Source organism: Actinocrinis sp., assembly GCF_035938995.1.
GTDB lineage: Bacteria > Actinomycetota > Actinomycetes > Streptomycetales > Catenulisporaceae > DASZGI01.
This window is the reverse complement of the sequence record NZ_DASZGI010000191.1, coordinates 1-13,517: the sequence shown is the minus strand read 5'-3', so window position 1 is coordinate 13,517 and position 13,517 is coordinate 1. Positions and strand designations below refer to the sequence as shown.

The 13,517-nt window shown below is 70.3% G+C and carries 11 protein-coding genes and 1 pseudogene; 5 read left to right on the top strand and 7 right to left on the bottom strand.

The window, feature by feature from the left end:
* Positions 1-41 precede the first annotated feature (41 nt).
* Positions 42-1,868, top strand: a complete 1,827-nt coding sequence (locus VGZ32_RS13510; RefSeq protein ID WP_326886338.1) for an AMP-dependent synthetase/ligase — start codon at positions 42-44, stop codon at positions 1,866-1,868.
* 100 nt (positions 1,869-1,968) lie between these two features.
* Here the strand turns inward: VGZ32_RS13510 and VGZ32_RS13505 are convergent, their stop codons facing one another.
* The 3 genes from VGZ32_RS13505 to VGZ32_RS13495 all read right to left on the bottom strand — a co-directional run bounded on the left by VGZ32_RS13505 (position 1,969) and on the right by VGZ32_RS13495 (position 6,406).
* Positions 1,969-3,132, bottom strand: a complete 1,164-nt coding sequence (locus VGZ32_RS13505; protein ID WP_326886337.1) for a glycosyltransferase family 4 protein — start codon at positions 3,130-3,132, stop codon at positions 1,969-1,971.
* 271 nt (positions 3,133-3,403) lie between these two features.
* Positions 3,404-4,795, bottom strand: coding sequence for a C40 family peptidase (locus tag VGZ32_RS13500; RefSeq protein ID WP_326886336.1), 1,392 nt, complete (start codon positions 4,793-4,795; stop codon positions 3,404-3,406).
* Positions 4,796-4,963: 168 nt separating this feature from the next.
* Positions 4,964-6,406, bottom strand: a complete 1,443-nt coding sequence (locus tag VGZ32_RS13495; RefSeq protein WP_326886335.1) for an NYN domain-containing protein — start codon at positions 6,404-6,406, stop codon at positions 4,964-4,966.
* Positions 6,407-6,553: 147 nt separating this feature from the next.
* Between VGZ32_RS13495 and VGZ32_RS13490 the strand changes: the two genes are divergently transcribed.
* Both VGZ32_RS13490 and VGZ32_RS13485 read left to right on the top strand, forming a co-directional pair.
* The gene (locus VGZ32_RS13490) at positions 6,554-7,444 is read left to right on the top strand and encodes a rhomboid family intramembrane serine protease (protein WP_326886334.1); all 891 of its coding nucleotides are present in this window, start codon (positions 6,554-6,556) and stop codon (positions 7,442-7,444) included.
* A 100-nt stretch (positions 7,445-7,544) separates the two neighbouring features.
* Positions 7,545-7,823: an Lrp/AsnC ligand binding domain-containing protein gene (locus tag VGZ32_RS13485; protein WP_326886333.1), complete on the top strand. Its 279-nt coding sequence runs from the start codon at positions 7,545-7,547 to the stop codon at positions 7,821-7,823.
* Between the two features lie 146 nt (positions 7,824-7,969).
* On the opposite strand, the gene VGZ32_RS13480 is transcribed toward VGZ32_RS13485, so the two are convergent.
* From VGZ32_RS13480 to VGZ32_RS13465, 4 genes are read right to left on the bottom strand one after another with little or no spacing between them, the layout of a single operon-like run.
* Complete coding sequence (locus VGZ32_RS13480; protein WP_326886332.1) at positions 7,970-9,592, bottom strand: cytochrome bc complex cytochrome b subunit; 1,623 nt, start codon at positions 9,590-9,592, stop codon at positions 7,970-7,972.
* Positions 9,589-10,674, bottom strand: a complete 1,086-nt coding sequence (locus tag VGZ32_RS13475; protein WP_326886331.1) for a ubiquinol-cytochrome c reductase iron-sulfur subunit — start codon at positions 10,672-10,674, stop codon at positions 9,589-9,591. Before VGZ32_RS13475 ends, VGZ32_RS13480 begins: the two co-directional genes overlap by 4 nt.
* Positions 10,675-10,677: 3 nt before the next feature.
* Positions 10,678-11,532, bottom strand: a complete 855-nt coding sequence (locus VGZ32_RS13470; RefSeq protein WP_326886330.1) for a c-type cytochrome — start codon at positions 11,530-11,532, stop codon at positions 10,678-10,680.
* A 32-nt stretch (positions 11,533-11,564) separates the two neighbouring features.
* Positions 11,565-12,215: a heme-copper oxidase subunit III gene (locus tag VGZ32_RS13465; protein WP_326886329.1), complete on the bottom strand. Its 651-nt coding sequence runs from the start codon at positions 12,213-12,215 to the stop codon at positions 11,565-11,567.
* A 360-nt stretch (positions 12,216-12,575) separates the two neighbouring features.
* On the opposite strand from VGZ32_RS13465, the gene VGZ32_RS13460 reads away from it, so the two are divergent.
* Both VGZ32_RS13460 and VGZ32_RS13455 read left to right on the top strand, forming a co-directional pair.
* Positions 12,576-13,028 (top strand): hypothetical protein, encoded by a 453-nt coding sequence (locus VGZ32_RS13460; RefSeq protein WP_326886328.1) that lies wholly within the window; start codon positions 12,576-12,578, stop codon positions 13,026-13,028.
* 61 nt (positions 13,029-13,089) lie between these two features.
* A pseudogene (locus tag VGZ32_RS13455) lies at positions 13,090-13,517 on the top strand (anthranilate phosphoribosyltransferase); the annotation flags it as partial.

Sequence of the window (13,517 nt, the reverse complement as noted above, 5' to 3'; positions counted from 1 at the left end):
GCTGTAGACCGTTTAAACCCTCAGTGTCCGAGGAGCCATGGGTGCGCGAGTTCACTGTTGAACCGTTGTACGAGGTGCCCGAAGGGGCGAACCTCACCGATCTCGTGCACCGCAACGCAGCGGAAGTACCGGACCTGGCGGTGGTCGCCCGCAAGGACTCCGCCGGAGCCTGGCAGGACGTGACCGCCCGGGAGTTCCTCGACGAGATCTCGGCGGTGGCCCGCGGCCTGGTGTCGATGGGGGTCGGGACGGGCGACCGGGTCGCGATCTTCTCCCGCACCCGCTACGAATGGTCGCTGCTGGACTTCGCGATCTGGGAGGCCGGCGCGATCCCGGTGCCGATCTACGAGACCTCCTCGACCGAGCAGGTGGCGTGGATCCTGGCGGACTCGGGCGCGGTGGCCGTCTTCGCCGAGACCGCGGCGAACACCGCGACGGTGGAGTCGGTGCGCGACCAGGCCGCCGGGCTCAAGCACGTCTGGCAGATCGACTCGTCGGCCGAGGCCCCATCCGGTGCCCTGGCGCTGCTGGCCACCGCGGGCGCTGACGTCGCGGAGGCGACGCTGGCCGAGCGGCGCGGCTCGCTGAAGCCGGACACCGTGGCGACGCTGATCTACACCTCGGGGACGACCGGGCGGCCGAAGGGCTGCGTCCTGACCCACGGCAATCTGCTGTTCGAGGTAGGCAACGCGGTCAACTTCCTGAACGCCATGTTCCTCGGCGAGGACGGCGAGCAGCCCTCGACGCTGCTCTTCCTGCCGCTGGCGCACGTGTTCGCCCGAGTCATCCACCTCGGGGCGCTGTTCGCGCGGGCCAAGCTCGGCCACTGCTCGGACGTCAAGAACGTGGTCGCGGAACTGGGCAGCTTCCAGCCGACGTTCATCCTTTCGGTGCCGCGGGTGTTCGAGAAGGTCTACAACTCGGCGAGCCTCAAGGCGCACTCCGAAGGCAAGGGCAAGATCTTCGACATGGCGGCCGCGACCGCGATCGAGTGGTCCGAGGCGCACGAGACCGGACGGGTGCGCACCGGCCTGGTGCTGAAGCACAAGCTGTTCGACCGCCTCGTCTACGGCAAGCTGCGCGCGGCGTTGGGCGGCCGGACCAAGTACGCGATCTCCGGCGGCGCGCCGCTGGGCGCGCGGCTGACCCACTTCTTCCGCGGTATCGGGCTGTTCGTGTGCGAGGGCTACGGCCTGACCGAGACGGCGCCCGCGGTGGCGGTCAACCCGTACCCGAACGCTAAGGCGGGCACGGTGGGTCCCCCGGTGCCCGGCACCACCATCAAGATCGCCGACGACGGCGAGATCCTGATCAAGGGCCGCCAGGTGTTCGCCGGGTACTGGAACAACGAGGAGGCCTCGAAGGAGGCGTTCACCGAGGACGGCTACTTCCGCACCGGCGACCTGGGCAAGCTGGACGACGACGGCTACCTCTCGATCACCGGGCGCAAGAAGGAGATCCTGGTGACGGCGGCGGGCAAGAACGTGGCCCCCGCGGTGCTTGAGGACCGGCTCAACGCGCACCCGCTGGTCGCGCAGTCCATGGTGGTCGGGGACCAGCAGCCGTTCATCGCCGCGCTGATCACCCTCGACCCTGAGGCGCTGCCGGGGTGGCTTGAGCTGCACGGTCGTCCCAAGGACATGCCGCTCGCGGACCTGGCCGGCGACCCGGCGGTGCTGCACGAGATCGAGGCGGCAGTCGCGTCGGCGAACGAGGCGGTCTCCAGGGCCGAGTCGATCCGCAAGTTCAAGGTGCTGCCGGTCGAGTGGACCATCGAGGGCGGCCAGCTGTCGCTCAAGATGGGCATCAAGCGGCACGTGCTGAACGCGGAGCACGTGGCCGATATCGAGGCCCTGTACGCGAAGTAGCCCTTACCTGCCGCTGTCTCTCACCCCTGCGCCGGACTGCTCCTCGGTCCGGCGCAGGGGCTTTCCCAGCCTCCGTAGATCCGCTCGACGCCCTGAGCCCTTAGGCCCCCTCGTCCGGATCCAGCAGCGCGCGGAACCGGGCCCGGATCGATGACCATTGCCACCGCTCCTGCACCCACGCCCGCCCGGCCTGCCCCATCTTGGTGGCGAGCGTCGGGTCCGCGAGCAGTTCGGCCACCCGGCCGGCAGTCTGGCTGATCGAGCGGCCGGACACGACGTAGCCGGTCTCGCCGTCGATCACTGCGTCGGGCGCGCCGCCGGAGTCTCCGCCGACGACGGCCAGCCCGGTCGCTGACGCCTCGAGGTAGACGATGCCGAGGCCCTCCACGTCTAGGCCGCCACGGCGGGTGCGGCACGGCATCGCGAACACGTCTCCTACCGCGAAGTGGAACGGCAGCTCGGCCCACGGCACCGCGCCGGTGAACACGACGTCGCGCTCGACGCCGGCTTCGCGGGCGATGCGCTCGAGATCCTTGCGATAAGTGCCACCGCTGACGATCAGCAGCGCGGCGTCCGGAACCGAGCGGCGCACTTCGGGCCAGGCTCGGATGAGGGTGTCCTGGCCCTTGCGCGGGACCAGCCGCGACACGCACACCGCCACGGGCCGGTCGGCGAGTCCGAGCCGGGCCCGCAGTGCGGTGGTCTCGGGCGCGCCGCGGTTCTCGGGCTTGAAGCGGTCGATGTCCACACCGGGCGAGAGGGGCGCCATCCGCGCGGCGGCGGCCGGGCTCAGCGCCGCCCCGATCCGGGTGCGCTGATACTCACTCAGATAGGTGACCACGTCGACCGATTCACCGATTCGGCGTAGCAGTTGGCGGGCGCCGGGCAGTTTCGCCCACCCGACCTCGTGGCCGTGTGTCGTGGCGACCAGCCGGCGAACCCCCGCGCGCCGCAGCGAGGGCGCCATGAGGGCGAGCGGGGCGGCAGCGCCGAACCAGACCGCCTCGCAGCCCTCGGCTCGGGCGATCTCGCAGGCGCGGCGCACGCGGCGGGGCTCCGGAAGGAGCACCGAGGTCCGCTCGCGCACGGTCAGGTACGGATGCGCGGCGTCGTACGCGCGGCACTCCTCCGCGCGGCCGTGCCAGGTCGAGGCGTAGACGACCACGTCCGTTGGAGTGAACCCGTCGACCATCGACTGAACAAACTCCTGGATACCGCCGGGGCGCGGGGGGTAGTCGTTCGTGACGACGAGCGTGCGGACCATGCCGCCACGATCTCAGATCCGGTTGTGCCGCCACACACGACGGTCCGTCAGGAACGCGACGATCCAGGGAACTCCGGCCCTCTGGCGGGCAGTGGCCCCCGCGCCACGGCCCGCCGCCCGCGACACCCCGTGACCGATCCGTCGCGGGTGTCGCTACCACTTTCTGGCGGACACGATCGCCGCGACGAGCGGGAGGGAGAAACCGCGCCAGCTAGGGCGTGCTTAAGAAGGATCGCTGCGGGCTTATCTGACGATCCTTCTTAAGCACGCCCTACCGCACCGGTCTGACGATCTTGTCGATCGGCATCGAGTCGACGGGCGCGAACTGGACGAACGAGCCGGGCCGCGGGGCATGGATCACCAGGCCCTGGCCGACGTAGAGGCCGACGTGGGTGTCGCCCGCGTAGTAGATCACGAGGTCGCCGGGGCGGATGTCGGACAGCGGGACGCCTTCACCGGCGTTGGCCTGCTCTTGCGAAGTGCGCGGCAGCATGACGCCGGCGGAAGCCCACACGTGCTGGGTCAAGCCGGAGCAGTCGAACTCGTCCGGGCCCGTCGCGCCCCAGACGTAGGGCCTGCCGAGCTCTGAGTAGGCGGCGGAGATGGCCTTGATTATGCGTGCCTCGTCACCCGGTGATGTGCTCTGGTCCGCAGAGTTGTCAGGGGCCGCACCGTCCGCGCCCGTCGCGCCCGGGGACGGCGCTCCGGCCGGATTCGCCGCGGCTACTGATGCGCCCGGTGGGGCGGCGGCTGACGGGACAGCGGTCGGCGCGGGCGTGCCTGGGGCTGCGGCTGCGGCTGCGGCTGAAGCCCCGTTCCCTGTGGAAGCGGCGACCGACGCGATGAGGGAGCTGAGGGTCGGGGCCGCGACGGACACCGTGGTGCCGAGACCGTCGCCGGGCAGACTGCCTGCGAGCGCCGCCGTCACCTGCTGCCGCTGCGCGCCGCCGAGCATGTCCAGCCTGTTGCGGGCGTCGGCGAGCCGCGCTTCGATGTCGGACCGGTGCGCGGCGAGCTGCGTCTGAGCCACGTTCAGATCGGACAGGCTGGCGGCGGATTCTCGCTCGAGCGTGTTCAGTTGCCGCTGGTCGATCAGTGCGGCGAGCACCCGTTGGCGGGCCAGGTCGGCCAACCGGTCGTCCACCCCGGCCTTTTCCAGGTACGCGTCCGGATGGGTGGCGAAGACCAGAGCCATCTCGGGGCTCATCCCGGCGTCGCGGTACTGCTCGGCGGCGAGACGGCCGAGTCCGGCTGAGGCCGTCCCGAGCTGGTCCCGCAACTGCGCCGCCTTCGAGCTTTCGCCCGAGACCGCCGCCTGGAGCCGCGCGATGCGTTCTTCGGTGGCGTCGTACTGCTGGGTGGCGGCGTCCACCTGCTGGTAGAGGTTTGCGACCTGCTGCTCGACCGCTGCGGACGTGGCCGCGAATGCCTCGGCCGCGCTGGCCGAGGCCGGTCCGCGATTTCCTGCGTTATCTTGCGCGGGATTGCCCGCGGTGCCGCCGTCCGGCGCCGCCCCCTTCCCCGCCCCGCGGTTCGCCCCGCCCCCGGCCGGTTCGGCGTGGCCGACGCTCGCGGTGAATCCGGCGACCGCGAGGGTGGAGACCACCACGCCGGTTCCGCGCAACAGAGTTCTGCGGCGGCACGCGCGTTTATGGGACGCCACGCTCGGCGTCACTCCTTCCACGCTCGGCGGCGGTCCGCCCCGGCGGCGCGGGATACCCCGGCCGTCCCCGAAACGGCGGACCGCACGCACCGTAGCGAGGCAGTCACTCTCAGAGCAACGGCTGCTCACTCGGTCGGGCCAATACGCGGGCGCCTGGTTCGGCGGGCCTCAGCCGCGCGCCAGAGCCCGCACGAGCATCGTCGAGGGCACCGGGCGAGCGCCTGACCGGCGGACCCCTTCGGCCACCTCCCGGTCGGAGGAGACCACGATGACCGGGCGGCCCTGCGGCTCAGCCGCCACCAGGCGCCTAATCAGCTCGTCGGCGATTTCACCCGGACGGGAGAACAGCACGCGCACGCCCTTGTGCGGCGGCACCGGAACCGGACCGCCGAGCTGCGCGCCGTCGAAGACGCACGTGACCTCCGCGCCCGTGCGCGCCGCGAGCGTGCCGAGACCTTTTACGAGCCGGACCCGCTGCTCCTGCAGGGACAGGGTCGGGAAGGCGGTCTTGGTGACGTTATAACCGTCCACGACCAAGTGAGCGCGCGGCAGGGCGAGGAGCGCGTCGAGCATCGCCGGGTCGTCGGTCGCGCGGGCCTTCTCGGACACGTCGCCGGTGCCGGGCGCGGCCGGGCGCACCGCGTCGACCATGTCGGCCGGGCGCTGGTCGGTCGGCGAGAGGGCCAGCTCGCGGCGCAGCCCGGTGGCGGCCTCGGAGATGGTTTCCAGAAGCAGCCGCAGCCGGACCTCGTCGGCCGTGCGATTCTCCCGTGCGTTGCGCCGTGTGGACTCCAGCGCGCTCTCCGCGTCGGCCAGCCGGGTGCGCAGCCGGCGCAGCTCCGCCTCGGCGTTGGACACCGCCCCCGCGGCCTCGTCGCGCACCGCCTGCGCCTCGGTCTCGGCCCGGCGAGCCTGAGCCTGGGCGCGGCGCATGTCCGCCTCCAGCGACCTGATCTGGCGGCGCAGCGAGTCGCCCTGGCGCCGCTCGGTCTGCAGCTCCGCTTTCCACCGCTCGGTTTCCTGCTTGGCGGCGTCGCGCAGCACGTCGATCTCGGCCTTGAGGCGGGCGACCTCGTCGCCGAGATGCTCGTCGGCGACGAACCGCTCGGCCGCGCGCGCCGCCTGCTCCGCCTCGGCGACCAACTCCGGCCAGCCGGGTGGGCGCACCAGGTACGCGATCGCGGCGACGTCGCGCGGATCGGCGGCGGCCGGCAGCACCCCGTCCTCGAGCGCGCGCACGACCTCGGGGAACGCGGCGGAGACCCGGTCGGCGACCCGGCCGCGGAAGACCGTGTCGGTCTCGACGGCGGCGGCCAGCGGGATCGCGGCGAGTTTGGCCCGCTTGGCGGGCGTGAAGCGGGCGAAGGAGCGCAACGCCGTGGGCACCTGCACGGGCGGCAGCTGCCCGGCGGTCTCAGAGGCCAGCGAGATGACCCGCTGCCGCACCGCCTCGTGCAGCGGGGAGGCGAGTCGCACCGTGGCGTCCTCGAGCACGGAGTCACCGCCGCCCGGCGTGCCTTCGGGGTCGGTTCCGTCAGGGTCGTAGGGCAGCTCGGCGGAGTCGGGGATCGGCACCTCCCACTCCTGGCCGTCCACGTCGACTCCTCTCATCCCGGCCCTCCGGCCGGCAGCAGATACCACTCTCCCCGTGGGTGCGCACACTTCAAGGGTAGAGGGTGAATTCCCGCGCGCGGCCTTCGTCACGCACCCCACGCGCGCCGCGCGCGCAGTTGGCACCAAACCGGGAAGGATCTGAGGGTGGTCATCCCGATCCATGACAAGAACCCGGTGCGGCGCACGTCGTACGTGACCTTCGCCTTGATCGCGCTGAACTTCGCGGTCTTCCTGTTCGGGCCGAGCGCGGCGGTCCTCGGGAACCCGTCGGTCGCCCAGGCGTGCACCGAGCAGCGTTTCTTCGTCGAGCACGGGGCGATCCCCCACGAACTGGTGACGAACCGGCAGCTCACCCCGGCCCAGGAGCCGCAGATCGCGGTCGACACGTCGATCGGCCAGGTCGCCTGCCCGCTCGGCGCGATGCCGCACAAGGTGCCGTTCGTGTCGGTGCTGACCGCGATGTTCATCCACGCCGGCTGGCTGCACCTGCTGGGGAACATGCTTTTCCTCTACGTGTTCGGCAACAACGTGGAGGACAGGTTCGGGCGGATCCACTTCCTGCTGTTCTATCTGGGCGGCGGCTACCTGGCCACATACGCGTTCGCGGCGGTCAACCCGTCGTCCACGATGCCGCTCGTGGGCGCCTCCGGGGCCATCGCCACCGTGCTCGGCGCGTACCTTTACATGTTCCCGAAGGCAAGGGTCACCAGCCTGGTGCCCTTCCTGTTCTTCTTACCGCTGCGCTTCCCAGCCTGGCTGGTGCTCGGCTCCTGGTTCATCCTGCAACTGCCGTCGGTCCAGCACCTCCTTGGCGTGCCTACAGACGACACGGTGGCCTATGTGGCGCACGTCGCCGGCTTCACCGCCGGATTCCTCTACACGGTGCTGGTCGTGGGCAGCAGGGGTCGCGGCTCCCCTCCCCCACCCGCAAGACGCACACAGACGCCGCCCCCGGTCCCGCCAGGCTGGGCACAGCCCGGACCGTACGACCAGGACCCCTACGACCCGAACTTCCCCTATCCCGGCCGCCGCTAGCCCGTTAAAGCGCGCCGACGACGGCGTCGCTGTCCCGGCAAGTGGTCCGGAAGTGGGCCGCGAGTAGGCCGCAGGCAGACCGGGCCTTAGGGTATTCGGCATGGTCACCGCGATTGTCATGATCAAGACGGACGTCGACCGGATCCCCGAGGTCGCCGAGGCCGTCTCCGCCGTGGACGGCGTGAGCGAGGCGTACTCGGTCACCGGGGAGTGGAACCTGATCGCGATCGTGCGGGTCCACGCGCACGACGAGCTGGCCGAGGTGATCCCGGGCCGGCTCAACAAGATCCCGGGCATCGTGCGCACCGAGACGCACATCGCCTTCCGGGCCTACTCGCGCCACGACCTCGAGGCGGCCTTCGCGCTCGGCCTGGAGTGAACGGCCCCGCGTGAACGGCGTGGCGTGAGGGGCGCCGTGCCCGCGCCCGCTACTCCGCTGCCAGGCCCCGTGGCGGAACACGCGGGAAGGCCCGCCCCGAACCCTCGGAGCGGGCCTTCCCGGTTCGCTTTCGGTTGCGACCGCGGCTAGTGGTGGCCGCTGCTGATCGCGTCGTGGTACTCCTCCGCGGTGGGCTTCTCCACGCGCTCGCCGAAGTACCACTTGGTGACCCGGGCCCGCAGCTTCGCCTGGCGCATCCGCGGCGCCGGGACGCCGTTGGAGTCGGCGACCTCGGTGAGGCTGAGCGGCCGGTGCACGTCGTGCGCGGTGAGCTTGTGCAGGTCGCCCTGCGAGACGGGTTCGTGGATCTCGGAGAACTCGCCGGAGGGCGCGCGCACGATGATGCCCGACTCCCTGCCGTGCAGCACCTTGTCCCGGTCGGCCCGCTGCAGGCCGAAGCAGATCCGTCTGGTGAGCCAGAACGCGAACGCCGGGCCCAAGAAGACCGCGAACCGGCCGAACCAGGTGATCTGTTCGAGCGAGAGGTGGAAGTGGGTGGCGATCAGGTCGTTGCCGCCCACCAGCCACAGCACGCCGTAGAACGTCGCCCCGGCCACGCCGATCGCGGTCCGGGTCGGCACGTTGCGCGGCCGGTCCAGGATGTGGTGCTCGCGTTTGTCCCCGGTGACCCACGCCTCGATGAACGGGTAGAGGGCCAGCCCGGTGAAGAGGATGCCCGGCACGATCAGCGAGGGGATCAGCACGTTGAGCGAGAGGGTGTGGCCCCAGAAGTTGAACTCCACGTTGGGCATCATGCGCAGCGAGCCCTCGAGGAACCCGATGTACCAGTCGGGCTGCGAGCCCGCGCTGATCTGGTTCGGGATGTAGGGCCCGTACGACCAGATCGGGTTGATCGAGACCAGGCCGCCGAGGAACGCCGTGAAGCCGAAGATGACGAAGAAGAACCCGCCCGCCTTCGCCGTGTAGACCGGCAGGAACGGCAGGCCGACGACGTTCTCCTCGGTGCGCCCCGGGCCCGCCCATTGGGTGTGCTTCTGGTAGAAGACCAGGATCAGGTGCGCGGTGATCAGCGCCAGCAGGATGCCGGGGACCAGCAGGATGTGGATGGTGAACAGCCGCGGCACCAGGTCGTGGCCCGGGAACTCGCCGCCGAACAGGAAGAACGAGACGTAGGTGCCGACGATCGGGATCGACAGGATGACGCCCTCGGCGATACGCAGACCGGTGCCGGACAGCAGGTCGTCCGGCAGCGAGTAGCCGGCGAAGCCCTCCAGCAGCGCGCAGACGAACAGGCCGAAGCCGATCAGCCAGTTGATCTCGCGCGGCTTGCGGAACGCGCCGGTGAAGAAGATCCGGAGCATGTGCACCGTGATCGCCATCACGAAGATCAGCGCGGCCCAGTGGTGGATCTGCCGCATGAGCAGGCCGCCGCGCACGTCGAACGAGATGTTGATGGTGGAGGCGTAGGCCTCGGACATCCGGATGCCGTCGAGCGGGGTGTACGAGCCGTTGTACGTCACCTCGTTCATGGACGGGGTGAAGAACAGCGTCAGGAAGATGCCCGACAGCAGCAGGATGATGAAGCTGTACAGCGCGATCTCGCCCAGCATGAAGGACCAGTGGTCCGGGAAGATCTTGCGCAGCTGCCTCTTGGCCGCGTTCGCGATGCCGAGGCGCTGGTCCAGATAGTCGGCGGCCTTGCCCGCCGGCGTCGCGGGCGGGGCGAACTCCGCAGGCGTGGCGCTCATCCGCGCTCCCAGAAACTCGGGCCGACCGGCTCCTGGAAGTCGCTGCGGGCGACCAGGAAGCCGTCGGCGTTGACCATGATCGGCAGCTGCGGCAGCGAGCGCGCCGCCGGGCCGAAGATCACCTTGCCGGCGTCGGACAGGTCGAAGGTGGACTGGTGGCACGGGCACAGCATGTGGTGCGTCTGCTGCTCGTAGAGGTCGACCGCGCAGCCGACGTGGGTGCAGATCTTGGAGAAGGCGACGATGCCCTCGTAGCCCCAGTCCCGCTCCCGCTGCGAGGCGATGTCCGCCGGGTCCATCCGGACCACGAAGACCGCCGCCTTCGCCATCAGGTTGTTGAAGTCCTCGCCGGCGGTCAGCGCCGCGGCCGGGCGGCACATGAACAGCGACCCGATGGTGACGTCCTCGGGCTTGATGCCGGTGCCGGTGGTGCCGTCGAGGGACACGGTGGCGTCGTTGATGATCAGCTCGCCCTCGGTCCACGCGGTGCTGCGCAGCGAGTTGCCGGGCAGCGGGCCGAGGTCGCGCAGGATCCAAAGGGCGGGCAGCGGCAGGACCGCCATCGCGCCGATCAGCGTCCGGCGGATCAGCGGACGGCGCTTGATGCCCGAGTCCTCGACGCCCTGCTTCCACTCGGCGATCGCCGCGGCCTTGTCGGCCGGCTCCGACTCGAGGTGGTGGCGCTCCTGCGGGAACTCCACGTCGGTCATGAGCGTGCGAGCCCAGTAGATGGCCCCCGCGCCCAGCGAGAACATCGAGACGCCCAGCAGGACGCCGAGCGCGAAGTTCGACGCCGAGACCGCGCCGATCGGGAAGAAGTTCACGATCGCGGTGCGCGGGATCTCGGTGTAGGCCACCATGAAGCCGACGGCGGACAGGGCCGAGAGGGTGAACAGCAGGGCCACCTGCCGCTCGGCCCGCTTGGCCGCCTTCTCGTCGATGTCGAAGATCCGCGGCCGGTGCGGCTCGAGGCCGGGGTCGGCGAACGGGTCGTCGGCCGGCACCAGGGCGCCGTGGCCGTGCTCCTCCACGGCGACCGCGCCGCCGTGCTCTTCCTCGTGGTTCATCTCACCCGTGCTCATCGGTTACTTCCCCGCCTTCTCAGCGGCGGCCTTCGCGACACGCTCCGCGGAGGCCTTCGTGGTGTGCGCGGCGATCCACACCGCGAAAAGCAGCAGCAGGATCAGGCCGATGGTCCAGATGAACAGACCCTCGGACACCGGGCCCAGCCGGCCGAGGCCGGCTCCGCCGTAGTTCGGCGCCGCGCGCGCTTCGACCAGGTAGGAGACGATCGCCTGCTTGTCCTTCGGCGACAGGTTGCTGTCGCCGAACACCGGCATGTTCTGCGGGCCGGTGAGCATCGCCTCGTAGATCGCCTTCGGCGAGGTGCCGGTCAGCGCCGGGGCGTACTTGCCGTCGGTCAGCGCGCCGCCGATGCCGTTGACGCTGTGGCACTGCGAGCAGGTGTTGCGGAACAGCACGCCGCCGAGCGCGATCAGGCTGTCGTTCTGGGCGTAGTCGCTCGCGGCCGGGACGTTCGGACCGCCGCCGAGCGACTGGATGTACGCCGCCATGTCGTCGATCTGCTGCTGCGTGAAGATGTTCTGCTGGGCCTGGTTCTGCTTGGCCTGGATCTGCGCGCCGGGCTGCTTGGCGGGCATCCGGCCGGTGGAGACCTGGAAGTCCACCGCGGCGCCGCCGACGCCGATCAGCGACGGGCCCAGGTCGGAGCCCGCGGCGTTGGGGGCGTGGCAGCTCGAACAGGACGACGTGTACAGCCCTTTGCCGTCCGCGATCTGCTGGGCCGCGGTTTCCCCGCTGTCGGCGCTCGCCGCGGGCGACACGAGGGCGGCGAACAGCATGCCGGCGAACGCCAGCGCGAGGGCCAGGACGACGAACGCTGCCAGTGGGTGGCGTCGCCGCATGGAGAGCGATTTCACGACTTGGTTCCCTTAATGGCTTGCGTCCGTAGTTACTTGATGAGGTAAATCACGCTGAACAGGCCGATCCAGACCACGTCGACGAAGTGCCAGTAGTACGACACCACGACCGCGGCGACTTCTTGATCGTGGGAGAACCTTCGGGCCTTGTAGGTGCGGCCCATCACCATCAGGAACGCGAACAGACCGCCGGTGACGTGCAACCCGTGGAAACCGGTGGCCAGGTAGAAGATGCTGGTCCACTGGTTCTCCGAGATCGGGTGACCGTCCCGGATCAGCGAGGAGTACTCGTAGACCTGCAGCGAGATGAAGACCGCGCCGAGCAGGAAGGCCAGGGCGTACCACTCGCGCATCCCGTACCGCCGCAGGTTCCACAGCGAGCCGGTCCGGGCGACCTGGTGGCGCTCCGCCGCGAACACGCCGAACTGGCAGGGGAACGAGGAGGACACGAGGATGATCGTGTTGACCGCGGACAGCGGCACGTTCAAGTGCGCCGCGTTGGCCTTGAAGAAGTCGTTCCCGGACACCGACCGCAGGGTGAAATAGATCGCGAACAGTGCCGCGAAGAACATCAGCTCGGAGGCCAGCCAGACAATCGTCCCGACGCTGACCAGGTTGGGCCGGTTGGGCACCCGGTGCGCGGGTGCGGCTTGGGTTGCTGTTGCTGTCGCCACGGCGGCCATTATGTCGCCTGCCCCCGCGGGCCCGACGCAGGGGGTAGGGGTTACCGGTTCGAAAGAGTGACGTTACGTCAGAATGGAGTAGCCGTTCAGGGTCGAAACGGACATCGCACGCGATCCGCCCCGTGGCCGGAGGAATTCTCCTTCCCCTCACCCCCGCGGCTCAACCGTGGGCGACCGGATTCCCCCGTTCGGCCGGAACCCGCCCCGTGACCTAATCGTTGCCTTTGCCGGTCCACCGGTGCCACCTCGCGTTCCACCACGACAGACGGCCGACTACGATCTGCGTGAGCGAAAGCGAAAGGCAGCGGGCGCGCGGGACCGACCAGGGCCGCCGCGCCCCACGTCACGAGGGAGTGGCCCATGCCCGGCCCGTCGACCGTCGACCACGTCGTCGCCCCACCGGCGCCGCCCACCGTCCTGACGGTGTTGGTGTACAGCGACGACGCGACCGTGCGCGCGGCGATCCGCGGGGCGCTCGGCACCCGCCCGGCCCCGGACCTGCCCGAGGTGCGGGTGCACGAGGTGGCCACCGAGCCGGCCGTGATCGAGGCGATGGACGCGATCGCGAAGTCCGGCGTGCGCATCGATCTGGCGATTCTGGACGGCGAGGCGGTGCCGGCCGGCGGCATCGGGATCGCCCGGCAGCTCAAGGACGAGATCTACCACTGCCCGCCGCTGCTGGTGCTGACCGGGCGCGCGCAGGACGGCTGGCTCGCCACCTGGGCGCGGGCGGACGCGATCGTGCCGCACCCGATCGACCCGGTCCGGCTCGCGGATGTCGCCGCCGCCCTGCTGCGCACCCGGGTAGCCTGACGCCCCGACGGCGGCGTACCGCCGGCCGCACCGTGTAACTCCCGGGAGGAGGGCCAGGACTATGACGACTTCGGCGGAGGGCGCGCACAACTGGCCCGGGATCCTCAGCCGGCTGATGCGGCGCGAGAACCTGTCGTCCGACGCGACCGCGTGGGCGATGGACGTCATCATGAACGGCGAGGCGACCGCGGTGCAGATCGCCGGGTTCGCGGTCGCGTTGCGGGCCAAGGGCGAGACCGTGGACGAGGTCGAGGGCCTGGTCGCGGCGATGTACCGGCACGCGGAGCTGATCGAGGTGCCCGGCCGGATCGTGGACGTCGTGGGCACCGGCGGCGACCTGGCCAAGACCGTCAACATCTCCACCATGTCCGCGATCGTGGCCGCTGGAGCGGGCGCGCGCGTGGTCAAGCACGGCAACCGCGCCCTATCTTCCGCATCAGGCGCCGCGGACGTGCTGGAAGAGCTCGGCGTGCGACTCGATCTGCCCAT